Source organism: Bartonella sp. HY761 (genome assembly GCF_026743145.1).
Lineage (GTDB): Bacteria > Pseudomonadota > Alphaproteobacteria > Rhizobiales > Rhizobiaceae > HY038.
The window spans coordinates 1,847,580-1,872,004 of the sequence record NZ_CP104887.1 but is presented as its reverse complement, the minus strand read 5'-3'; the positions used below and the strand labels follow the sequence as shown (position 1 = coordinate 1,872,004).

Annotated in this window: 24 protein-coding genes and 1 pseudogene; 4 read left to right on the top strand and 21 right to left on the bottom strand. The window is 40.8% G+C overall.

Annotation, left to right across the window (positions count from 1 at the left end; all coding sequences use genetic code 11):
- Positions 1–139: 139 nt before the first annotated feature.
- The 3 genes from N6A79_RS08120 (at position 140) to N6A79_RS08110 (ending at position 4,123) form a co-directional block, all read left to right on the top strand.
- Positions 140–1,249 carry a branched-chain amino acid aminotransferase gene (locus N6A79_RS08120; protein WP_182417091.1) on the top strand — a complete coding sequence of 370 codons (1,110 nt, stop codon included), beginning with the start codon at positions 140–142 and terminating at the stop codon, positions 1,247–1,249.
- A gap of 323 nt (positions 1,250–1,572) precedes the next feature.
- On the top strand, positions 1,573–2,205 hold the full coding sequence (locus N6A79_RS08115; protein WP_182417090.1) for an invasion associated locus B family protein: 633 nt from the start codon (positions 1,573–1,575) through the stop codon (positions 2,203–2,205).
- A 205-nt stretch (positions 2,206–2,410) separates the two neighbouring features.
- Positions 2,411–4,123 carry an ABC transporter ATP-binding protein gene (locus N6A79_RS08110; RefSeq protein ID WP_326848731.1) on the top strand — a complete coding sequence of 571 codons (1,713 nt, stop codon included), beginning with the start codon at positions 2,411–2,413 and terminating at the stop codon, positions 4,121–4,123.
- Between the two features lie 41 nt (positions 4,124–4,164).
- On the opposite strand, the gene N6A79_RS08105 is transcribed toward N6A79_RS08110, so the two are convergent.
- Positions 4,165–6,540: a hypothetical protein gene (locus tag N6A79_RS08105; protein WP_268545558.1), complete on the bottom strand. Its 2,376-nt coding sequence runs from the start codon at positions 6,538–6,540 to the stop codon at positions 4,165–4,167.
- A gap of 171 nt (positions 6,541–6,711) precedes the next feature.
- Positions 6,712–7,370 (bottom strand): annotated as a pseudogene (locus tag N6A79_RS08100) (IS1595 family transposase).
- A gap of 411 nt (positions 7,371–7,781) precedes the next feature.
- Here N6A79_RS08100 and N6A79_RS08095 point away from each other — a divergent pair.
- Positions 7,782–7,967, top strand: a complete 186-nt coding sequence (locus N6A79_RS08095; protein ID WP_182417170.1) for a hypothetical protein — start codon at positions 7,782–7,784, stop codon at positions 7,965–7,967.
- 85 nt (positions 7,968–8,052) lie between these two features.
- Here the strand turns inward: N6A79_RS08095 and N6A79_RS08090 are convergent, their stop codons facing one another.
- The 19 genes from N6A79_RS08090 to N6A79_RS08000 all read right to left on the bottom strand — a co-directional run bounded on the left by N6A79_RS08090 (position 8,053) and on the right by N6A79_RS08000 (position 24,424).
- A complete protein-coding gene (locus N6A79_RS08090) occupies positions 8,053–8,304 on the bottom strand; it encodes a hypothetical protein (protein ID WP_268545557.1) in 252 nt (83 codons plus the stop codon).
- 5 nt (positions 8,305–8,309) lie between these two features.
- The gene (locus N6A79_RS08085; RefSeq protein WP_268545556.1) at positions 8,310–9,578 is read right to left on the bottom strand and encodes a Y-family DNA polymerase; all 1,269 of its coding nucleotides are present in this window, start codon (positions 9,576–9,578) and stop codon (positions 8,310–8,312) included.
- A gap of 57 nt (positions 9,579–9,635) precedes the next feature.
- Entirely contained in the window at positions 9,636–9,923 is a 288-nt protein-coding gene (locus N6A79_RS08080) for a hypothetical protein (RefSeq protein ID WP_268545555.1), read from the bottom strand.
- Between the two features lie 77 nt (positions 9,924–10,000).
- Positions 10,001–10,744, bottom strand: a complete 744-nt coding sequence (locus N6A79_RS08075; RefSeq protein WP_268545554.1) for a BRO-N domain-containing protein — start codon at positions 10,742–10,744, stop codon at positions 10,001–10,003.
- Entirely contained in the window at positions 10,741–11,091 is a 351-nt protein-coding gene (locus N6A79_RS08070; protein WP_268545553.1) for a hypothetical protein, read from the bottom strand. The genes N6A79_RS08075 and N6A79_RS08070 overlap by 4 nt, the downstream gene beginning before the upstream one ends.
- Positions 11,092–11,574: 483 nt before the next feature.
- Positions 11,575–13,587, bottom strand: coding sequence for a hypothetical protein (locus tag N6A79_RS08065; RefSeq protein ID WP_268545552.1), 2,013 nt, complete (start codon positions 13,585–13,587; stop codon positions 11,575–11,577).
- A gap of 107 nt (positions 13,588–13,694) precedes the next feature.
- Positions 13,695–14,180, bottom strand: a complete 486-nt coding sequence (locus N6A79_RS08060; RefSeq protein ID WP_268545551.1) for a hypothetical protein — start codon at positions 14,178–14,180, stop codon at positions 13,695–13,697.
- Positions 14,177–14,479, bottom strand: coding sequence for a hypothetical protein (locus N6A79_RS08055; RefSeq protein ID WP_182417163.1), 303 nt, complete (start codon positions 14,477–14,479; stop codon positions 14,177–14,179). The genes N6A79_RS08060 and N6A79_RS08055 overlap by 4 nt, the downstream gene beginning before the upstream one ends.
- Before the next feature lie 138 nt (positions 14,480–14,617).
- Positions 14,618–14,875 (bottom strand): hypothetical protein, encoded by a 258-nt coding sequence (locus tag N6A79_RS08050; RefSeq protein WP_268545550.1) that lies wholly within the window; start codon positions 14,873–14,875, stop codon positions 14,618–14,620.
- On the bottom strand, positions 14,872–15,816 hold the full coding sequence (locus N6A79_RS08045; protein ID WP_268545549.1) for a glycoside hydrolase family 19 protein: 945 nt from the start codon (positions 15,814–15,816) through the stop codon (positions 14,872–14,874). The genes N6A79_RS08050 and N6A79_RS08045 overlap by 4 nt, the downstream gene beginning before the upstream one ends.
- Before the next feature lie 79 nt (positions 15,817–15,895).
- Positions 15,896–16,600: a hypothetical protein gene (locus tag N6A79_RS08040; protein ID WP_268545548.1), complete on the bottom strand. Its 705-nt coding sequence runs from the start codon at positions 16,598–16,600 to the stop codon at positions 15,896–15,898.
- Positions 16,601–16,639: 39 nt separating this feature from the next.
- Positions 16,640–17,746 (bottom strand): phage late control D family protein, encoded by a 1,107-nt coding sequence (locus tag N6A79_RS08035; protein WP_268545547.1) that lies wholly within the window; start codon positions 17,744–17,746, stop codon positions 16,640–16,642.
- A gap of 3 nt (positions 17,747–17,749) precedes the next feature.
- Complete coding sequence (locus N6A79_RS08030) at positions 17,750–17,956, bottom strand: tail protein X (RefSeq protein WP_182417158.1); 207 nt, start codon at positions 17,954–17,956, stop codon at positions 17,750–17,752.
- 3 nt (positions 17,957–17,959) lie between these two features.
- Positions 17,960–18,385, bottom strand: coding sequence for a phage tail protein (locus tag N6A79_RS08025; RefSeq protein ID WP_268545546.1), 426 nt, complete (start codon positions 18,383–18,385; stop codon positions 17,960–17,962).
- On the bottom strand, positions 18,386–21,289 hold the full coding sequence (locus N6A79_RS08020; protein WP_268545545.1) for a phage tail tape measure protein: 2,904 nt from the start codon (positions 21,287–21,289) through the stop codon (positions 18,386–18,388).
- Positions 21,290–21,410: 121 nt separating this feature from the next.
- A complete protein-coding gene (locus tag N6A79_RS08015) occupies positions 21,411–21,740 on the bottom strand; it encodes a phage tail assembly protein (RefSeq protein WP_268545544.1) in 330 nt (109 codons plus the stop codon).
- 52 nt (positions 21,741–21,792) lie between these two features.
- A complete protein-coding gene (locus N6A79_RS08010) occupies positions 21,793–22,299 on the bottom strand; it encodes a phage major tail tube protein (RefSeq protein WP_268545543.1) in 507 nt (168 codons plus the stop codon).
- Between the two features lie 43 nt (positions 22,300–22,342).
- Entirely contained in the window at positions 22,343–23,776 is a 1,434-nt protein-coding gene (locus N6A79_RS08005; protein WP_268545542.1) for a phage tail sheath subtilisin-like domain-containing protein, read from the bottom strand.
- 78 nt (positions 23,777–23,854) lie between these two features.
- Positions 23,855–24,424 carry a hypothetical protein gene (locus N6A79_RS08000; protein ID WP_268545541.1) on the bottom strand — a complete coding sequence of 190 codons (570 nt, stop codon included), beginning with the start codon at positions 24,422–24,424 and terminating at the stop codon, positions 23,855–23,857.
- Position 24,425: the final 1 nt, after the last annotated feature.

Genomic DNA, 24,425 nt, shown 5'->3' with positions numbered 1-24,425 from the left:
AATATTCAATTTTTTTTGAAATTGGTCTGAAATGCTGACCTATTTACAAAATTATATTGAAAAATCAGAAATATCGCGGCATAAAGTTTAATGATCATTGTATCAATTAATTTACGTCATCTTGATAAGGTATTTAAAAATGGCTACGGCGTCTTCGGATCTTACATTTCAGATTCTTCCCAATGAAAATCCAGTTGGAGTTTCTGAACGTGAAGAAGTTTTAAAGAATCCAGGTTTTGGCAAAGTGTTCTCAGATCACATGGCTGTGGTGGAATGGAGCAATGAAAAGGGTTGGCATAATGCACGAATTTGCGCGCGTAAGCCCTTTGAAATGGATCCTGCAGGTGCCGTATTACATTATGCCCAAGAAATTTTTGAAGGCATGAAGGCTTATCGCAATACTGATGGTAATAATGCCAAGGTTACATTATTTCGGCCAGATCAAAATGCACAGCGTATGGAAAAATCTGCCATTCGGATGGGGATGCCTGCTTTACCTGAAAATATTTTTCTTGAAGCTGTTGAGCAGCTTGTCAAAATTGATAAGGATTGGATACCAACAGAAGAAGATGGCAGCCTTTATTTGCGTCCCTTCATGTTTGCAAATGAGAGTTTCCTTGGGGTACGTCCCGCACATAGTTTTATTTTTTGCGTTATTGCGTCGCCAGTTGGTGCATATTTTAAAGGTGAGGGTAAGCCAGTTAGCGTTTGGGTAGAAGAAACATTGACCCGCGCTTCGCGTGGCGGCACTGGCGCGGTAAAATGCGGTGGAAACTATGCCGCTAGCCTTGCAGCACAAGCAAAAGCTTATGACAAAGGCTGCGACCAAGTAGTGTTTTTAGATGCGGCTGAACATTGCTGGGTTGAAGAACTTGGCGGCATGAATATCTTTTTTGTTCATGAAGGTAATGTATTGGTGACGCCGCCACTTACGGGTACTATTTTGCCAGGAATTACCCGTGCATCGCTTATCCAGCTTGCTCATGATAATGGATTTAAGGTTGAAGAGCGTCTTTATTCTTTTGATGAATGGAAGAATGACGCGGCAAGTGGCAAGTTAAAAGAGGTTTTTGCTTGCGGTACAGCGGCGGTTATTACGGCGATTGGCACAATTCGTTATGAAGGTGGTGAGTTTGTTGTCAATAATAATGAGACGGGAGAGGTTACCCGTGCCTTGCGCAATCAATTGGTGCATATTCAGCGCGGCGAAAAGGCTGATCCGCATAATTGGGTTAAAATTGTAGCTTAATTGGTGCTAGAGTTTAATTTAAAAACACGGTTTTAGTTTTTAGATGCGCACTCTATTTAATTCTCAGTGATCGCTCTGTTGGCTATTGCTGAGAATTTTATGATTTTCTGTTTTCTTTTCAATTATTTATTGAAGTAAGCGCAGCATATAATATTGTTGTTGATATATGCCTTGCTTGAATATAATTTAAAAAAAACGTCTTTAATTTGTTGTATTGCCTTGGATGATTGGGCCGGTCATGTTATTGCCCTAATTCGATTGCAGGAATTTCTCGATATGGTTTCGACCATAAAATATCAAATGTTGAAAGGATATATTTTATTATGCCGATAGCAAAAACCCTTACCACTTTGTCGTTGTTTGCCAGCGCTGCTGCCTTGCTTGCCGCTTTCGTGGTTCCCGCATCGGCACAAAGTGCGATGGATGGCTGGAACAAGGTTTGCAGCGAACAGCAAAATGCTGAAAAAAAGAAAGTTAGTGTTTGCAACACTATGAATAATATTGTGTCTGAAACAGGCCAATATTTAACAATGATCAATCTTATCGAAGTTAAGGAAGGTGGCAAGAGCCAAAAACGCATTGGTATTCAGGTGCCAACCGGTCGTCTTATTCCTGCCGGAATTACCGTCAAAGTTGATGGTAATGCTGAAAAGACCATTCCTTACATGATTTGTAATGGTCCAACATGTATCGCTAATGATAGTTTAAGCGATGAACTTGTTGCCCAACTAAAAAAAGGTACCAAGCTTGTTGTGACGTCAGTTAACTTTCAAGGAGCACCAAATCCTTTAGAAGTGTCTTTAGCTGGTTTTGCTAAAGTCTTCGACGGTCCTGGTATGCGTGAACAAGACTTCCAAGCTGAACAAGAAAAATTGCAAAAGGCAATTCAAGACAAGCAGCAAGAGGAAGATGATAAGATGCGTGAAGCACAAGAAAAGGCTAAAAACGCTCAATAATATTATGGTGTAATCTTTGCTTGGAATTACCAATCATTGATTGCCTTATGTGTTAAATAAAAGGAAGGCATGGTATTTTGTCTTCCTTTTTTTATGGTCTTTTGTTTTTTTACACGCTAAGTCACTGTTGCAAAATCCTTGCTATGCAATATGGTAAGCATCCCTTAAATTTATGATCTTGGAGTATACCGCATAGCGGTGAGCTATGGGATTAATTCCAAATAAATGTAGAAGGAAGCGATGTTTGAAAATGAATAAAAATCTAATTCGCTTATTGTTAAAATCCTTTGGTTCTAAAGGCCTTCACTACTTAACAATAATTTTTGTAATTTCGATTTTTGTCGCATTGCTTTCATCTTATGCGCCTATATTGCTTGCAAACATTATAAAAAATTTGAAAACATTCACTGTTAACAGCCATTCTTCAATAATTTGCGTCCAAATTATTGCTTTTGTTGGAATTATTGGGCTTGCTCGCTTAATGAGCCCATTGATTACGTATCTTAATGCAAAGATTAGAGCTGAAACCTATGGCTTTGTTACCGATACCTATTTAAATTATTTTAAAAAATATAGTGATGACGTAACTTTATATAAAACACCAGCACGTGTGGCGAGCCATATAAACCAAGTGAATAATGAAATATATATTATTTATAATCATCTTACCTCACAAATATTGATTCCGTTTTGCCAGTTTGTATTTTCAACTGCTATCCTTTTGTTTTTACAGCAATATTTATTTTTAATCGCCATTTATATTTACCTTGCTTTATATATGTTTATTCAAATTTATTTTTCTCGGCTCTTTGTGAAGTATAAGCTTGAATTGATGGAATCTGGCCGCTCGGTTTATGATTTGCTAGAGGATTTTTTAAATAATATTAATGTAGCCGTGAGGTTTAACACGCTTAAAATTCTATCTGATGCTTTTAAATCTAAGCTTGCCGATGACCTTAAAGTTCAAAAGCCCTATTTTAAGTGTTACATAGGTTTAAGTTTTATCAATTATCTTTTGGGTTTTTTAATTGGTAATATTGTTTTATTTTACAGCTATAGCGAAGTGGTTTTGGGGCCACAAGGCATTGAGTATTTCATTATGATGAATGGTTATCTCATGATGCTGATAATGCCAATTGAACAAATTGGCGGTGTTTATACTGCGCTTAGACAATCATTTTCAGCAGTGCTGTACTTCATCAAAGAAGTTGATTTTAATGGAGAAGAGCCTCAAAAAGGCAGGATGCTGAAGACCATTGACAATATCCGTTTTATTGATTTTTCTTATGCCTATAAAGATTCTGATAATTTAATTTTTAAAAATATGTCCCTTGATATTGCGACAGGGGATAAAATTGCACTTATTGGTAAAAGTGGCCTTGGTAAATCTACTTTTGCAAAAATTTTATATGACCTTGATGTTGCAAAGCCGCAAACATTATTTTTGTCTAATGTAGATGCATTGAATTTAGCTGCCATTAATTTGCGTGATAAGATCTGTGTCATTACCCAGCATAGCTATATTTTAAATGCTAGCAGTTATTTTAATTTGCAACTTGCCAATGCCAATGCAACTATTTTAGAAATGGAAAATGCAGTAAAAGCGGTTGGGCTTTATGATGAACTTTGCGCCCTACCAGATGGTATGGATACACTGCTTGGCCACCATGGCAATTTATTATCTGGCGGCCAAAAACAACGTTTGGCTATTGCGCGGCTATTTTTGAGTAATCCTGATGTCATTATATTAGATGAAGTGACTTCAGGCTTGGATATTTCAACTGAAAAATTAGTTTACGACCAAATATATAAAGCCTTTGCTGATAAAATCATTATTAGTATTAGCCATAGGGTGCAATTACTAGATTATAGCAGCAAAATGTATCAGCTGATAGATGGTCAGTTTATTTCGCAATAATTTGGTTGTATATGAAAGTTGTCGTGCTATCTCGTTGGTGTTTAATCTGCCTTTGTGGATGGTGTGGGTGGATAGGTTTTATTTAAATAAACTTTTATAGCCTCTTTACCCTGTAAAATCACCTCTTTGCCATTTTCGGTCATAACCAAGGTTTCAATTTCATTATATTGACGAAGCAGGCTTAGATCTACATCCTCCGCTCGTCCCATTTTTATGGTTTTTAAAGACGGCAAAGATTGAAAAAAGTTTTTATAATCATTGATTTTAGCACCGGTTATATCAATTTCACTAACGTGACTATAAGGAGTAGGCGGTGAGGGATTATCTACTATTGCTTGTTTAAGGTTAAGGGTTTTCAGCCTTTTCAAAAGTGGTAGAAATGCTAGGTCTTTGATATGGCTTTGCGTAAGATCAAGATGCTCTAATTTTTTTAATCGACCAATTTCATAGATATCACCAAGATCAAGGTTGCGAACGGTGAGGGTTACGCTATCAAGTGCGATTGGTTTAGCATTTATAATAGGGCCGGGTGCGCCTTTGCTCACCAGAAAATCTACAAGCTCACTGCCTTCATAATATTCCCCATCTATATTTATGGGCATGTGGATATAATAGCTTAATTCTTCATTTTTTTGGTTTGGTATTTTGCCAATATAAAGACGGCTTAGATTAGGCGGAGCGACAAACTTGCTAAAATCAATATTTTCAATGCCACGCACATCAAGAAAATCAAGCTGCTTTAAAGTTGAAATTATGCTTAAATCTTGAACTTTAGTACCAATTAAGCTCAATTTATAAAGAGATGGATGATGAGCAAGCGATGAGATATCTGTCACATCGCTATGGTTTAGATTGAGAATTCTAAGCTTTGATATTGCACTGAGTGGGGTAAAATCATAGCTTATTTTAGCTTTGCGCAAATTGAGCTCTATTAGGCTTGTCGCACCTTGAAGAGGCGCAAGATTTTGTAATTCCAACTCTTCAAGATCAATTCTCTCTAATGCAGTAAGATTTTCTAATCCTTCAAGGGATTTAACTTTTGTGCGCGATATATCGATCCAACTTGCATAAGCAGGATAACCAACTTGTGGTGCATCATCATAAAAAAGCGCCTTTTGAAAAGCGGTGCGTAAAGCTTGATTTTGCCTAAGCGGGGTTAAGTCGCTAATATTGGTTTCACTTAAAAATATACCACGTAACTTGGGGAGTGCAGCAAAAGGACTTATATCCGCAATGTCAGTTTTAGAAAGGTCAAGCAGGCGTAAATCTTTTAACTGAGATAAGGCTTCAATATGGGCAAATTGAAGCCTTGGTAAAATGATTTTATCGATGGAATCAAATTGGGTAAGGGGTGTTAGATCAGTTTTACCTTTTGCGTTTTGTGCTGAAATATTAACACATGAAATGTCTTCCATAATCACGCCATCATAACCCATCAATCCTTCATGAAAGTTAGGTTCGTCACGACCACATTTTTCAATGTTTTGACGCGAAGCCCAATAGGGCAAGCCCGCAAAGGTAACTTTTCGATCACCGCGCTTTTGCTTGAGATAACTGTAAAGCCCTTCACCAATATAGACGCTTTCTTCGCTATTTTGCGGCTCAAGAAGATTAAGCGTAATTTTGCCTTTTTTGTCGTCAAGCGGTGCTTTGCCAAAAGCAATACGTGGATTGCCAGTGGATTGTTTTGAATCTAATAAGTAAAATGTTGAGTAATCGATATTATTAGCGCCACGTAAATCTGCCTCTTCCAATCTCGGTAATGCAGCAAATCCGCTCATATTACGAACTGGGGTAGAGGTTAAATAAAGATAGGTAAGTTTTTCAAGGCCTGCCAATGGTGTTGTATCTTCAACCAATGTTCGTCTTAATTCAAGAAAATTTAATTTATTTTTATTGCGAAGTGCGCTTATATCTTTAACTTTGCTGTCATTTAAATTAACATAAGAAAGATCATCATGCCCTGCTAATACTGAAATATCAATGATATTGGTTTTTCTAAAATCGACACTTTTTAAGCGATGGATAGATTTTAAAGCAGAGATATCGCCAACTCTGCTTAATCGTAGGTCAAGGTGTTTAAGGTTTTTAAAATGGTCAATGCCATCCAGGCTCGCAATGTCGACATCAACAATGGTAAGTCTTTCAACAAAATCTATTTGTGGAACTGATAGCAAATTTTCCATCGTTCCATTTGCAAATCTTAAGTCAAAAATGTTTTGTTGTTGCTTAAGGGCGGCAATTGACTCTGGTGTCCGTAAATAGCGCTTACATACATCGCGTGATTTTGCTTGTTTGGTTTCTTGCTCCGTTTTACAAGTAATAATCAAGTCTTTTCCGTCTAAGCCATCATTGCTAGCATAAACACTGGTTGGCGCAAGTAATACACCAAAAAGCAAAAGCATTTTTTTGATCATAATTCCCACCCCAAATTTTAATAAATCATATTTTTTGCAAAAAAATGGCATTATTAAGATATTGATCAATATTAAATGATCAATATGCTGTAAATTATTTTATTAAATATGTGCTGGAAGATTTAAATAAAAAAATATATTCATGCCTAATTTAATATAAGGGGCTGACACCTAAGATTGTGATTTAAGGATGATTTTAAGATCATCTAGCAACTGTTTAGGTGTACCGATATTAAAGCGCCATTCACATTATTTCAAGAAAAGATTGAAATGCTCTTTTGGAACTCCGTTAAACTTTCTCATATGTCGTTTGGCTTGGTTCCAAAAATTTTCAATGCCATTAATATGGTTCTTTTCATTCGCAAATAAGATTGAATGATTAATGCGGAAATGTTTAAATTCTGAAACATCAAGCGCATTATATCCTCGCCAACAATCTGTATAAACAATGCTGTCAGGTACGATTTTCTGGCGGATTATAGGCATAAGCGTATCTGTTTTAGCATCCAAGATGATTTGTGTATAAACTTGACCACCTCGCTTAAGAATACCAAAGACAGCAACTTTACTTGGCTAGCTCCTCGACCGCGCATGCCTTTGCTATGACCTCCAAAATAACTTTCATCTAATTCGATTTCACCCACAAATTGTTCCGCACGTTCCTGTTGTTTTACGGCAATTGAACATCGCAATTTATGAAAAAAGCGTACAGCTGTATTGCGATGAATACCAGCCAAATCAGCAGCTGTTCTAGCGGTTGAACCCGCAATGAAGTATTTCATAAGCTCCAACTGCTTATTTCTTGTTAGTTTACAATGCTTTACATACATAAAGAGACCCTAACTTATATAAAGTCAGGTGTCAGCCCCTAATATAATTATAATCTTTAATATAAGTTTTGATATAGCTTTATGAAGTAATTATGTTTTTAAATTTGGAAGTTTTTAGAGCAATTTTGGCATCAAAAAATCATATCTTTATCGGCAAATCAATGTTTTTTGGTAAAGTTACAATGGCGGTGAGAGAGGGAATCACTGCTAATAACTTTTTATTGTTTTTATTGTGTAATTACACTTTTTACGCTGAGTTGAGTTACATTTTGTATTGCGTTTTGTGTGACTCTAAGCGCCATTTTTCTATAGATTAATGTAGAATTACATATTAAATGAAATGGGAATTTAGCAATTGACTCCTTTGAATAAAAATAGAACAATACGTGAACAAAATAAAAGGATTCGGTTATGAATACAGCACAGCAAAAGGATGAACTTGACCTGCTTATTGAAGCATGGGGTGGGGACGTAAAAGCCTTGCTTAACCAATTATTGCTAGAGCGCGAGCAGCTTATTTATCAAGTGCAGATGTCGGCCAATGCCATGTCGTCTGGTTTTGTTCGCGGTTGGAAGCCAGAAGTTCCTGTTGAATGAATTTAATATAGATTATCTGTGAATTGCATGGGCCTTAATCACCCATGCAAAGTGTGTTCCTAATACTTATTTTAAATGCATATTATTAAGCTAAACCACCTTGAAATGGACTTGCTTTCCTTGTTCCAACAAGCATCATTCTGATTTCACCTGTGCAACCTCGTGATTTGCATTGTGCTTTGGTTTCCACTTCATCAAGATATAAAAAACGATTATCCGAATTAACCATGATGTCACTTGGCTTTAAAAAATAGATATGCCCGCATTTTTTACATGACATTTCCAATTTCGTATCAGGCTCTAGGTCTTGTATTTGTAATTCTGTTTTCCAACTCATTTAATTCACCAAAAATCTTCTGCTGTGGGTATTCGTGTATAAGATATTTTTCCTCCAGCATGTCCGCCTTTAGGGGGCTTCCAATCGCCCAAACTAATGATCGTCCCCGAATATTTGCTATTTAAACTATCCACCGCTTCATTCACTGCTTCCCACTTTTTGCGTTTTGAATCGTCATCCAACAACATATCTAGCTGGCGTTGGTCTGCTTTTGATAGATTGCACAAACTAACTGAGACTTTGAATATCTTTTCATTTTTTGATAATTGGCTTTCGGCAATCCGCCACAAATCGCCAAGTCCAGATAAGATAGCTTGATCGTCATTGACAACTGGCAGTCTAGAATAACGTGACCAATAATCATTTTGGATTGAAAGCGATAAATATATGCCCGCACAATAAAAATTTTCACGCCGCAATCGCCTTGCAGCTTTTGTAATTAGCAATCGTGCAATTGCATGTGCTTTCGGTAGCGATCGGCTATCGGGTGGCAAAACACGGCCATGACCAAACATACCGCGCTCAGATTCACCGGCTTCTATCTCATAGCCATGAAGAGCATACCATAGGCGCTCGCCAGTGACTGAACGCCACAATTTACGCATGTGTTTTGGTTGTAAGTTAAGCAGGATTTCAGTGTTGAATATATTGGCTTTAAGCAACCGAAATTTCATACGATTACCAATACCCGGAATATCTTCCATCGGAATTTTTAATAAAGGTTCTGGCATGATTTGTGGGTGCCAAACTGCTAGTCCATCACCATATTGCCGACCATCATTTTTCTTGCCTGCTTTACACGCAATTTTTGCAAGCTGCCGATTAGCAGCCATACCGATAGAGCAGGTAATAAACTGCCCAATATCATTGTATAATTTTGATTTTATATTATGAGCTAGCGCCTCTGGTGTAGCACGATATTTAGGCTCAATTTTACATGTTAACTCATCAATGCTTTTTACCGCATCAATGGGAATTATGGTTTCAATTGTATTGATAATTGCATTATGTGCCCGACGATACAAATCAGGCTTTTGAGGGACTATAACTAAATCGGGACAAATTGCTCGTGCTTCCTTAATGCCCATCACATTCTTTACGCCAGACAACTTTGCCTCGCGTGAACACGCAATTATACTCGTTCTATCCGTTCCCTCAAAAGGAACAATGCCAACTGGTTTGCCACGCAAGTTTTTATCCGCTTGTTGCTCAACAGAAGCAAAAAAGCCATCAAAATCAAGATATAGACGTTCAATTTCAGTTGGTTTGCGCATCAAAATAAGACTCACTAAATTAGAATGTTCTTATTTTGTTCTCATTCTCGCCGGTTGTCAATCTTCAAATAATTTTGAATTTTGATCACTAAGAGTAAACCAAGCTCTTTCTGCAGCAGCAATTGCATCAACTTGATGCTTTGTGCTTCCACTTTCACGGTCTAATAAATCGCGTGGAGTTATTGTTGGATCAACAACTAGCCACTCCCAAGGTTCTTCATGTGATTGCTCCTCATTGTAGCTAATCTTAACGACTGGAAAATCTTCTTTTGGATGAAGGGCGACGAAATCACGAGGGGCTTTATCCCACGCTCTTTCCCATTTTAGAAGTGGTTTATATGTCATTCATCTATAAGTAGAATGCGATATAAAATAACAAGGGCAGATATTACAAATATCTAGTTTTAAAATGCTGATAATTGTTAATGTGAAATTGTTTTGTGGTCATTAAGCGAGATTTCCTCGTTAATCCTATATCCGCAATAGTAGCTTGTGCCAGATTTGACGCGGCGGATATAAATGCCTTTCACCATTAGCCGCGAAAAGTGCATTTTGGTAAAATAAGGGGCGTGGGCTTTGGCAGCCCATGCGCAATAGGTTTTATAGGCTTCATCGGCGCTGATGCGGCCCGTTGGGTCTTCGATCAAACATTGGTCGATAAATTCGCGTAAATAATCTAATAGCTGGTTATTGTGGTTGATTGCTGGCTTATCATCTTCTTGCGCGACAGGTGGCAGGCCAATATCATCCCATAATATTTGTGCGGCTTTGCGTCCAAAGATGCGGCGAGATTCTGCCACCAGTCGCAATTTTTCGTCGATATTATCAAGGTCAATTGACGCAGTGCGATATTGCCCTGTTTTGCGGATAGAGGGCAAAACCTCATGGGCAAGCCATCGCTTGAAACGTTCTGCCTCTGCTTTGCGTGAGCGAAAGACAAGGCGGTATAATCCCGCCTCGTTAATAATAATCATTTCTTGGTCGCCAGAGGGGGTACCCGTCTTACTGGTACCCCTTTCATCATCGCCTAAACTGGCTAGGGCATCGTGGTATTTGCTTATGTCCAAACATGAGCAAATATCTTTGCCAACAAACCAAGGTTCGCCGTCAATTAGCATTGAGCGCACAACATGGTCTTCAAAATCAAAGGTGGTTAAGGGGTTCATATGTAAATCCCCTTATATCTATCCATGGCGGGAATCTCGAAAAGGCTGCGCATAGCGGTTGCTGGATGCTTATCATTGACCAGCCGATAAGGTTCGCCCTTGTGAAAGCTTTTGCAATCTTGATTAAAATAGGAAGACCAACCGTATTTGGGTTCAAAATCGCCGTCTTCTTCAAAATCGCTTTCATCAGGTTCAAAATCAGCATCGCCGTCGATTTGGTCTAAAAGATTAATCAGATTTTCAATGATAGCTTCTACTAAAAGCCGCTTTTTTTGATAAATTTCATAGGCTAGCTTTTGGGCTAAGACGGATTCATCCGTTAGTTGGGGAATGGAAGTAACAGCCATGACGGCCTCCTAGTGTTTTTGAATAAACCCCTTTTGAGAGGGCAGTCGGGTGCTCAAAACAGCCACTAGGTACTGCCCGCAGCCTTTCCGTTTCCGGTATTGTATAGCATACGGACACCCGACCATAGCAAGCAAGGCGCTGAAAAGCGTTGCCATTGCGATAATCGTATAAGGAAATTGCAATATCGGTTGCATTTCCGCCTAGTTGTAGTGTTTTGAGCACTGTCGAAGAATCTGCCGCATAAGCGAATAAATGTCAAGATTTTTTTAAGATAGAAGTCGGGCGGTTGAACACGGCTCACAGTCCGCCCATAACCTTTCCATTGCTGGTATTGTATAGCTACAGACACCCGACCATTAAAATAAAAACTTTTGGTTAGATAAAATACCCATACAGACAATAGGAGGCAATCGTATTCTGTTTTTTTAGAAATAAAATATTTCTTTACCTTGCTGCTTTATTTGGGATAATCTATCCAGTTCTTAATCAAATTTCCAAGGATATTTTTCGCGAAAAATCTGTCCGATTGTATTGTTGTAAGGATTAAATATTAATCCATACCAACATTCGGCTTTATCTCTATATTTGCGGAGTGTTAAATGTTCTCTAATATCATTCATAACTTTATCATCAACCTTTCGCGCAATGTATAAAGTTAAACCACAAGACGAATCCTTCATCGGGATAGAAACATCTTTCATTATTTTTTTTGATTTTGCGGTTTTGATGGATTTTTTTAACAATTGGGATAGATCTTCAATGGCTTCACCTGATAGGGAAAGGATAAAAAATGCAATTTCTATTGCTTCGGCATTAGGTTGATTTCTTAGTTGTTTAAGAATTGTACCTAGTACAGTATTACGATACTTCGTAAGTAAACCCTTTATTTCTTTGTTGCCACGTAAACCCAAGCGCCTAACCATGAACGCAGCATCGATTTCAGAGGTAAACTCGTCACGTAAGTGAACTAGATCTAAGTTATCCTCAAAATAAAGGTTATGTTTTAGATGAAATGCCAAAGCGACAAGTTCATCATTAATCAAAAGTTTTTCATATGAAGCGTGTCTTTGGTTTAAATAATGTAAGAATTGTATTGGCGTATCAAGAAATTCTGCCATTACATCTAAGGTAAAAATGTCGATAATTAACGGGTTTTTGATTATATCATCAGTTTTAGGCAATAAAAATTGCTTGCTTTGGGTGTTTAAAGCAGGGTAATGGTCAGAAACTGCACATATAAGGAAAATATGTTCAATTGGTGCAGGGATATTTATTGCATTATTTTTAGTATCTTTAAAAACTAATTTTTGTGCATCCCAATTGATTAGCGCATCAGCGCAATCTAAACTTTGATCATAAGCGTTTTGGACGGCTTTTTTAAAGTCATCGCTAAGTATTTTACTATCACCTTTACGTGCAGGAATAGTTAATCTTTTTGACTTTGCCTGTACAACAATTGCACAATTACCATATAATATTAAAGTATCCGCTTCAGCGAAAATATTTTTACCTTGATAAATGTTAATATTTCTTAATACGTTATTTTTACCAAAAATGCTTTCAAGGCGGTCACTTATATAATTTTCGGTAAATTGACCACGATTGCTTTCCGCTTGATTTTTATATTTTGCGTCCTGAAGCATCCAAAAAAATGGTGATTCATACAATGCTTCGTAAAGTTGATAATGTTGAAATACTGCGTAACTATCACCACCAATATGAATAATTGGTTGGATATTAATTTGATTAAGATCAGATGCAGTTTTAAAGCAATCATTATTTTTAGTGCTATCAAATTGAAAAGCGGTTAAAAAGCTTTCGATAATCGAGCTTGATAAACTCGATTTTTCTTCTAATTCTTGCTTTGTAAAAGTAAATATTTGTAAATACGTTAGGCTGTTAATGTTTGAAATATCAATACTATTTAGCATTTCTGATATTTTTTGAATAATTAATTTGCTTAAAACTTTTACGATTAATATAGCATCGTCGATTCTAAAGCCGCAGTTCTTTTCCAACCAACCATCATCAGCTTTATACTTCAATTTTATTAATTCTTCATACTGAAAACTATAGGCTGAATCATGGGCATAGAGAATAGATTCGCGTAGAACATTGCCCTCTTTAAATGGATTTTTGCCTTGCTTATGCAAATCAACTAGTTTTGTAATGTCTAAGGACGCGTTATTAATTGCGGCGTGCAGTTCTTCAATGAGTGCACGTGATTTGTGGATATAATTTTTTATGGTTGCCGGACAAGGCAAAGCTTGGTTTAAAGGTTTTTTTACCATTTGGCCGATTAATATAGCCAATTCGCTTCTTATAAGCGGTGATGAATCTTTAAAACGCCGAATATCATCGGGTGAAATCACATCTTTAGAAATAATAATATTATCGATAAAACTAATTGATGATAATGCATGAATATATCCTGGTGAGGTACACAATTTTAAAAGATCATCAAAGATTTCATTTTCGGAACGAGCTGTAGACATTGTATTCCCCGCGAAATTGGTTCTTCTTAATAGCTTCGATATGGGGATACTTATTAGTAAATACAAGAACTCATACCATTTATTCTGATGCTTAATCATGAGAATATTTAACGACTTATGTGCGATGCCGTTACTCTAAACACATCACAGAATGGTCCGAAGGTGCGGGTGTTGTCACTTTCGTCCTCTAAGTCATAATTGGTGCAAATACGGTAACTTCCCGCGCGTAAATTGCAGGGGCTGCCGATAAAACGGCTTAAGGGCATTAATGTGGTTCCGTTGGTATCAATTTGGTAATAGGCATAGCCGCCGCCAGAGCAGCTTAAGCTAAGCTGGCCTTGATCTTCTTGCGCATAAATACTGGTAAACCATTGCCCACGCACTGGGCGGTTTACCCTTAAGTGATAGGCAATTTCAGGATCTTGCCCTATTTCAAAATTTGGCACATCAAAGCCTGCGGTAAACCAAGGTTGCGGCGAGGTGGCATCATCAATAAAGCGGTTGATTGGCTTGGTAAAAAGCAAGGCGATAAAAGCCAGTACGATAATCGCGCCATACCAATTTTTGCTTAATTCAATATGGGGAAGTTTCATTTTCCACCTCGTAAAATTTGTAATATTCGAAAAAGGTCTTCTTTATTAAGGTCGCTGATAAAGCGCACTGCCGCGTAGCCCGCCATGGCTAATAGCCCTGCAACACTATTGCGATAGGTGGCGGGATTTAATTCCATCCAATGCATCATCGGCTCAGTAAAGAAAAAGGCGCAAAACAAGCCAGCAGAAATACGGGTGAGGGCAAGCCAAAAAGAATGGCGTGTGGATGTAAGCATGGACACCAAAAGGCCGCCAAGAATTGCGAATATAAAGCCAAGTTGATCCTTAAAGTCATTCATTATTATGGTCCTTGGCGTTATTTTTAGTGGTGGGGAGAAGCGTTGCATTATTTCCAACACTTTTGCTTTGTTCCAAATTGGGTGGTTGTGACCAGCCATTTGGTGAGTTGCGGCTCGGTTTTAACCAATTGCGCAGGCTCATTGATTAAGGGTGGCTTTGTCCAACCCGCGCAGGAAAATGTGGCATTCCTCTGACACCCCACCAAGAGCAATGCAAAGGGCATAATCAGAAAGGTGATTAACTTCATTTTGGATCTCGCTAGCGGATTGATAGGCGTTAGCGGCGTTTTTCAAGGCGGTTGCCCGCTCAAATTCGCGGCCATAAAAAAAGCCGCTAGCAGCAGCGGCGATAATAAGGGCAACGAGCCCGATAATGCGGTAGGGCAACGGTATCATGAAAGTTGGTCTTTTAAGTCGCGAATTGCTTTAGTAATGCGGTCTTGGAAAATAAGCCCGAAGATTGAAACAAAAATCAGCGCCGCCGCAAGCGCGGTGATAACCCGCCAATCGCCAAGCCAACTGGCGCCGCTTATACCTGCAAGGCCAGCAATTGAGGTGATACGCTCCCAAAATAAAGCCGTTTTGTGCAAGGGCTTATCCAATTGCTTTGGAATTTTTACCTCCACCACTGGGGCATCAGTGATGATTTTTGGCAAGGCTGCTTTGTCTGATAGTTTTACCAAGGCCTTATGCATTTCTGCTCGCGTTCGTGGGCCTGAAATGCCATCCACCATGATATTAGCAGTTTTTTGAAAGTCTTGAATGCTATCAAAGCCAAGCAAGACAAGGCTTGCCTTATCATACCATTGCAAGCGGTCGGCATAGCCATTAAGCCCGCCATTAATGCATTTGGTTACCATTTCAATATCGCCGCGATCAGCATAGCGATTGATGCGGTTGGTATTCCAATACCAAAAGGCGCAAAGGGCAGACCAAGGCGCTTTGGCGATTTGTTCTGGCCGGTCAATAAAATTAGGCACTGCCATTTTTTCATTAAGGCACCAATTATAAAAGGCAGTGATATTGGCCTTGCCAGTAATTTGAATTAAGCCCCAGCCTTTATATTTTTCGCCGTCACCGTCACGCTCTTTGGTATTGCCAAGGTCGGTGCGGATATCATAGCGGTGTTGCGCCTTGGTTGGGCCCCATATTTCTTGGTTGTAAAATAGACCATCCGATTCATGCAGGATTTGGGCAAGAAATTGTGCCAAGCGGTGAGGTAAATCAAGGCCGTAGCGCGTGCCATAGCGATTATAGGCATCAATTACGGATTGGATATTATGTTCTTTTGCGCGTGCGCCAGCAATCTGACGCAGCATTTTTGCTGTCAGCTTCATGAGATATCCTTTTTAAAATGGGCAATAAAAAAGGCAGCTAAAAGCTGCCCTTTGAATAATTTAGATCGGCTAAGACAAGTTAATCAGAGAGGCGTCCTGTAGTTGCCTTAACATCAATGACATGATCAACTAAAAAATCATAATCGCATTGATAAGTCTGATATTGCCATGATCCTGCGAAAGTTTGAAATTTCACAGAGTCACCTATATACGAAATTATGTGCAGGCGACTATTCTTCCAATTAAAACGCGTAAATTTGGGTGTAGTAGTATCGTTCGTCCATTCAACTCCGTAAGTGGCTAACTGTTCTATAGATTTGCTACAAGCGATTTCAGCATTTTGTAAGAACTTATGGCCCACACACTGTGCACTGTCTAAACATGCTTTTCCCTGCACGGTTTTGGTTAGTGCTTCAAGATAATCTAATTTCTCTTGCAATTCTTGATTTCTAAACTTTTTGTCCGTCAGCATTTCCAAACTACGAGGGGCAATATATAGAGTAGTTTTAAACTCTTGGAGTTTTTTAAATTCTTTCCACTTCTCAGGGTCCGTTATATTTTCTTTCCTAGCGGCAAGGTAATCGTCATAACTTACAAAACCGGTTGGGAAGACTATCCCACGACTGCTATCCTTTAGATAAAAGGCACTGGCAGCCCAGATAATACAACTACTTACCACTATTATAATGCCGACTTTGCGTTTGTTCTTAAAAATTAGCATAATAATCCCAGCAACAAGCGTTACAGGACAGGCAATATATAAGAGTAAGGTGATAAAGTACATATTTTATCTTTCTAATAACCTAAGCGCTCATTACAATTATTACACCTTATTATCAAGGTCACTCCAGTCAAGATCGCGCATTGGTGTTTCGCCTTTTTTAGCCTTTCTTGCTTTTTTCTTCTTTTGCTTTTTGGCGTCATTATCCTTTTGCGGGTTTAAATCGGCATCAATGCTTGTTGTGTAGCCAGATTTTGAAATAGCGTGCGTTGCAGTTTCAATATTAAAGGCAATGCCATCAATTTGTGGGCGCATATCTTGGTAGGTAAAGGGCGATCCTGCCCGTACACGCGGATCACCGACAATTTGACAAGATGTGGTTATAGTTTTTGACTTTAACTCCTCACCTTTAGCTTTTGCGGCAATTTTTGCCTCTTCCTCATCGCCAAAGGGTTCAGCTATTTCATAATCTGCTGTGCCGTCCACATCGCTTTCTTCGCTAAATAAATCACGTTCCGCTGTTTCGCGGTTTTGCTTATGGGCTTTTACCGATTTGAATTTGGAGCGATGGGAAAAAACAACGCGGGCACTGCCCTCAATTGTATTTTGCGGCGTGGCAGTAAAAGCCATGAGTTTTTTGCCACTTGCCGATTTTTCGCTGCCTTTTTTGGCAAAGATCATTTTGCCATCTTTTACTGTGAAAATGGCGCCATGGCGTTTCGCAAGCCGCTCAATGAAGTGAATGTCACTTTCATCTTGCTGCCCAACCCATTTATAAACATAGGAGCCAACTTCTGGATCTACCATTGGTGAAAGACCATGCTCGCCGGCAATTTCACTTACAATTTCATGGATGCTTTTATTATCAAAATGGCGACCTTTTTGTGCTTTTAACCCATCACGCATATCGGCGCCCTTGCCATTAATTGACAAGGTATAGGGCTTCATTTTAATTTCAGGATCATCAACTGTATATTTGCCAAAATAGGCGACCCCTGTTTCAAGATAACCAAGCCAAGCTTCGATAATGTCGCTTTTTTCTGGTATTGCCAAGAATGGATCGCCATCGCGCAATTCAAGCGTGATGGTGTCGGATGTAATGCCGCGTTTGTCTGATATTTGAACGGAAATTAGACGGCCATTAAAGCCATCGGCAATGGTTTTGCCATTCACCTTGATGACGGCATGGGGTGTCTTTGCCTCGCTCATCGTTTAATCCCATAAATAGACAAGGTTAAGCTCGTTATTCTTTTCAACTTCTGGCAACATAATGAGCGTGCCAAAGGGCAGGGGCTCGCCTTTTTTGGCAAGACCCGGATTGGCTTCTAATACGGCCTCAACATAGCCGCTTTCATCGCCATAGATTTTGCGGCAAATGCGGTCAAGCATTTCGCCTTGAATGGTTTTATAATGCGCCATAAATTATCCAAATAAGGTTTCCACAATTGACACACCGGCTGATGGTGGGCCGATATGTAAGGTTAGGGCAATTGAATAAACATTCTTGCGCGCAAGGCCGTAACGGGTGTGATAGGATTGATCTTCCTCCACTCCTTCAATGCGGTAATTGCCAAAATACTGCCCCGTCATGGCAATAAGTGGAAAGATAAGGCCGCCTTTTGCTGCCATACGTAAAGCTTCCATAACAATGAGGCCGCCAAACTCTTCAGGGAAAAGCACACCTTCAAGCCGAATTTTGTCTGTTTGGCCGCCCATCCATTGCGCCACATTAAGTCCGCCAACCACGCTTAACTCTGCCCAAGTGGTGCTTAAACTGCGCCCTAAGCGGTTATAGCCAAAGCGGGTGGAGTGGAACATATAGGGCCCCAAGCACATTGGTATCGGCATTTAATACACTCCATCAGAAAAGGCGCTGCGCCCCAAGGCATCAACTTCAGCCGATAATTTACGCATAATCGTATCGGCTAGAGCATTAACGTCCATATTGGGGCTTGCTTGGACATTGATTGTAACGCCGCCAAGATTGACGCTTGTTTGTTTGCTGCCACTGCCAGATGCACTACCGCCGCTTGGTAAAGCCGTAGCAAGACTGGGTCTGCGCATATTGGCGATGCTACTTAAATGTGCCGCAGTATCGCTTGCTGGGTGGATAAGACCACTGGTGCCAGGTGAAAACAGTTCTGGCCCTTGCTCACCAACAAGATAAGTGCCGCCGCGTGTGACTGGCCCACCTGCAGCCCTTGCACCATCAATGGCAGCTGTTGCAGGGGGGCTTGGCGTGCCGCCCATCCATTCAGGCAACATGCCGCGCAGCGAACCTGCCGCGTTAGAAGCAGCATTTGATATGCTTGATTGGATATAGCTGACAATTTCACTCATCACTTGCTTGATGCCATCCATCAGCGCGTACATTAGTTGTTTGCCTGCTTCCACAAAGGCCGCAGCGTTTGTTAAAACTGCATTGGCAAGCATGGGCGGTAAGCTTGCCATTTTACCAACCAAAGACGTTAGCGCATTCCAATATGCGGTTGCAATCGTCTGCCCCCATTGCATACCAATAGATGCAAGGTCACCAACGGCTGAAAGTATAAGCGAGGGCAATCCAGCCAGCATTCCAGCGATAGTGGTCACCCCTTGCCAGTAGCCATTTATCATCTTTAATCCTAAAGATAGGCCAACTGACATGAGATTGCCTGCAATGGACAGAATACGGGAGGGCAAGCTTTTCCAAATATTTATCGCCATCGGCAATACATAAAGAAAACCTTGCAATAGTTTGCCACCCCAATCCATAGCTAGTCGAAAATAGGCGCCAGCCAATGATAATAATCTTGACGGAATAGAAGCGATGAGGCTTAAAATAGTTGATGGTAGATTTTTAAGGCCGTTCAATATCCTTTGTGCAATATTGCGCCCCATTTCCTCAAATCTAGCAGCTTCACTGTCGCTATATTCATTCATGGTGAATATATCAGAAAACCAGTTGCCAATTGCTTCAGGTAAGCCTTTAAGCCAATCAATAATACCAGATGTAAAATCTGTTACAACATTCCAAACGTCAGCAATAGCACTTATAACCTTTTCAGGATCAATACCAAGCCATTCCATAAAGTCGAATACCTTAGTAGTTGCAAAACTTGCCACAGCGCTGACAAAGCCAGTAATCGAATTGATAATGCCGCCGAGTGCTTCCCCAATAACAGAGGCAAAACCAACAATAAAACGTGATATTGGTACCCAATAATTATAGACTGTGAGCGCAAGCCCAATAACAAGTGCAACAATGGCGGCGATAATGCCCCAAACCGGCGCTGTAACACCAGCAATGGCCGCACCGATGCTGGCTAATATGCCACCAATCATGCCCACAACCGAACCAAGCGCAGAAATGAGGCTTGCAAAAATGCCTCCGCTAAAAATTGTACCAAAAAGCGAGCCAATGGTTGCACCACCGCGTAGCAGGCTAAAGCCTTTTGAAGCACCAAGGGTTGCTTGGCCAAGACCACTCATGCCGCTTATTGCCGCTGAAAGTAATCCACCTTTAGTCCACAAAAGCGCAAAGCGAGCGGCCGTTGCTGCAACGCGAAATGCAACAAAAGCCGATGTTGCTAAAATAATATTGCGGGTTAATTCAGGATTAGCTTCAGCAAAATCAGCTATGGAATTGATAATTGGCACTAATTTGTCGGCAAGGTCGGCTAAAACTGGCAATAAAATATTGCCAATAGTGATGCTAATACTTTCAAAGGCAAGGCCAAAGCGCTTGGCCGCAGCCGCACCGGTTTTTAGCCGCCTTTGATAATCTTCTTCAACAACGCCTTGCGCTTCCATCGCTTCTTTGCGAATTTTGCGATATTCATCAATATTTTGTAAAAGTGGCCGCAAACCTTGCTGCACCTGCGCATCAGCAAATAAGTAGCCAAGCTTGGACATATCGCCCTTTAAAGTGCGATTTGTAATCTCAGCAATGGCTTCAATTGGCGTCATGCCTTTTTTTGCTGCAACCTTTAATTCCTTTTCTAGATTAACCCCCATTTTCCTGAAGGCTTTAACCGTTTGCGGCGCTTGCATCTTTTGCATGATGTTGGCTAGATTGGTGGCAGCACTCGCACTATCGCCCGTGCCTTTGCGCACAATTTGAAGGGCTGCCGATAGGTCGGCCACAGCTGGTACACCTGTTTGCCCTAAGCCTTGGTATGCTGCGCCAAGGGTTGGGAAATATTGCGCCATGTCCTTCAGTTCAAAGGCGCCGGCTTTACCAGCCTGTGCCATGGCATCCAATGCTTTGGCAAATTGATCAGCTGGTACTTTCAAATTGCTTAACGCCGCATACCCAGCTTGAGCCAGATCTGAAACTTCGGCATTATAGGCGGTGGCGGCTTTGCCAATTGGATCCATCAGCTTCATGGCATCTTCACGGCTAGCGCCCATGCCGGCCAAAACGTCAATACCAGATGCAGCTTCTTGCGCCGATAGGGTTGTCGCGCGTGCCACTGCTCGCACTTCCTTGCCAAGCTCTTGCAATTGCGAAATTGGCACATCAACCTTTTGCGCAATATCTTCCAATGCGCCCTCAAAAGCAATAGCAGCTTGAGTGGGTTTGGATAGAGCTTGGTAAAGCCCAAAGCCTGCCGCCGCCGCACCTAGCATTGCACCTTGCGAGGCGGCAAGGGCCGCGCTTGTTCTTTGCTGCGATGCTTGTAGCCGCCCCAATGTGGCACCAATAATGCGAGCAGGAGCTGAGGCTTGATCAATTAATTTAATAATCAAGCTTGATGTATAGCTGCTCATTTTTATTTTTCACTTTTAGGGGTAAGTTTTACCGCTGCCTCTGCAAATGCAAAAATGCGGTCTATATCCATGGCCAAGAATTCACTAACAGGCGTGCAAAGCTGGTGGGCGCAAAGGGCAATTACGTCAATGAATTTTCCGTCAGCTTTGCTTCCTGTGCTTGTTGCGCTTTCTCCACCATTTGCTGTGCTCGCTTTCCCATAAAGGGAACTGCGGCCTCCAGCACATTGGTTAAGTCATCAATAGAAAGCCCAGTGAGCACTGGTAGTGGCACGCTTGCCATAGAGGCGATGGTGGCAAATTCCTTGCGCTGTTTGCCTTGCACGGCATCGCTGGCTAGCATATCTTCACCAATCATTTTACGGTTAAAGGTAATGCTGTCATAATTCTTGTTGTTATAGGTTACGCTGTCTTCAAGTGTGATTGTAACTGGGGCTAATTTTTCAGCCATTATAAACCTCTTATATTTGCGTGATACATGTTTTAATCGGGAGGCGATTATTTTACGCTAATAGTGCTTGGCGAATGCTACTGGTCTGCGAAACACCGCCAACTGACACATTAAAAGGATCCATTTCGATGATAACACGGCCAGCAACTTCCAAGCGATAATAACGAACTGAAATTGTATAATCATTTTCGCTCATTTCACCGGGCGACCAATTACCAGCATCATGTTTCATTAAACGACCACGAATATAGCCAACAGCACTTACTGTATCACCGGTTTCATGGGCCAAAGCACCAGTAATCATAAACTCACGCTCTGCACCGACTTTTAAGCCAAATAGAGAGATAACCTGCGGGTCAAAACTAGTTAGCTTGAATGAGGCTTCAGCCTTTTCATAACCCATGGGCACATCAATCGGCATAACCATGCCTGCATTGCGCAGCTCTTCCATTTTTTCGGTAGGCACGGGTAAATTAACAGATTTTGCTTGACCAATCTGGGAGACTTGATCAACAAAAATAGCGCAATTGCGCAAAATATAACGCGGTAAATCAGACATTGCATTAGACCTTTATACTAACTGATTGATGATATTAGGGAAATTAATTCGCGGCGAGCGAACCAGAATTGATTTCCTGCGCAACTTTGTTCAGCAACAATGTATAGCTGGCAATATTGCGATGCGCCGTGATGCGAATATCAACCATTGGGGCAGGTGGCTCAAACTGGACGCCAAGTTTAATAATGCCTTGTGCCATTTCACCATCGGTGTTGCTTTCCAAAAGCCAGACATCCCAGCCGGGCAAGATTGCGCCTTCAAGCTCCATTGTGCGGAAAAATGTTCGTGCTCCTTCCACCATGAATTTGAGATTGGCCACAGAAAATGGCTTGTCGACAAATTTCAAATAGGCTTTTTCAATACCTTCATTTATGGCATCGGCAGTGCGGCGCACCGGTATAAATTGCCACATTAAATCGCTATCGCACGTCCAAACGCCCCATGCGCGAAAGCCTTCATTGTCAATATTGACAATGGTGTTAACGCGGTTTTCGTTAAGGTAATTGGATTGGGCACCATATTCAATCGGGCGGTTGATGCCAACAATACCGGCAATCGGCATATTAGAGCCTGCCCACCAGAAGCCTTGCTCAAGATCCATTTTGGCTTGCAATGCAGCAAAGATTGCAGATGATGGCTCAGGCACATTATATTGCTTATCAGTGTCAAATTTTAGAACTTTTGGATCACACACAATAATGCGTCCTGAATTGATTAGGCCGCGATATTGCACGGCTGCTTGGTCGGTAGTGTCTGGGGCATCAACATAGGCAACCGCGCGCATTTTGTCCGCAACGCCCATGAGTTCTGCAACAACTGGGTTCATGGTTGCGCCAATATTGGCTGTTGCTGTTGCGCCTTTACCATCACCGCTAATTGTTACAATAGGTATGCCAGTAAAGCCAAATCCTGGCTTTTTAATAATGATGGCACTAATTGCTCCACCATCATCAATAATTGCTTCAGCTTCAGCGCCTTTGCCTGTACCAGTAATGCTAACAAAAGTACTGTCGGCCTTATAGCCAGTTCCTGCAATAGTTACATTGATTGATGCGATGCCGTCACTTGCCGCGCTTTGGGTAAGGCTTGGGGCAATAAGCAATTTGGGTTGGTATAAGCCAAGGGCGCGGCTGCGACGAAAGGCATGAACGCCGGTAAAAGAAATCTGGTCGCCGATTGCGTTTGCCCATAAGGCTGGCGCTGTTTCCGCGTCTTGGATGCGCACAATAATGATTGGACAAATAACAGTGTCGTAAACGGAATCGAGTGCCTTTGCCAATGTGCCAGTTTTGCCAAGCAGAGCCGCATCTTGTGGCTTTAATATCTGCACGGGTTTATTTAATGGAAAGGCTTGCGGGTCAGCATCGGGCGCAGTGCCAATAATGCCAATGACAGCCGTTTGCGCAAGGCGCACCAGCAAGGGTGTTTCAGCCGATTCAAAAACGCGGGTGCCGTGGTGAAAAGATACAGCTGCCACTTCAGTTCTCCTTAGATAAAATAAAAAAACCGCTATACAGCGGTGTGGTTTGTAATATTTTTTTTCAGATGGTTTTACTTAAGGCCACTTCACAGCATCAAAGATTGCTTGCGCTTGTTCTACCGTTGTTGCGGTATCAATACTGGCCTTTGTTTGTAGGCGTATAGTTTCAATAGCCGCACCAACTTGTTCCCAAAGCGCATAAGCCCAAGTGATGTTTTCAGCGACTTCCGCCAAGGTGTCACCATCAATGCCAAGGCTAGATTTTAACAGCAAATATTCATTTTCATTAGGGGCTTTGTTGTTATCTGGATCTTTTAAATAGGCGGCTAAAGCTTTGGAATAGTTTGCCGCTTGATTGACCTTTTCTTGATAGGTCATAGATTGACCAACGCCTGGCGTAATATATTTTAGCCTTGCTATTTCAGCATCATGGTCAATGGCAGATTTTAAAGCGGTTTTCACTTCCAACAAGGTTGGCGCAACCAATGGTTTTAAAATGGGGTGACCGCTTTTATCAGAAATAATTTCTTGCCCTTTACTTTGCCCTTCTAATAATTCTTGATGCTGCTTATCACTAATCTCTACACAGTCATCTATTTCGGCACTTGCAAAAAATCCGCGTTCTTTTGCTGAATAATAAACCATT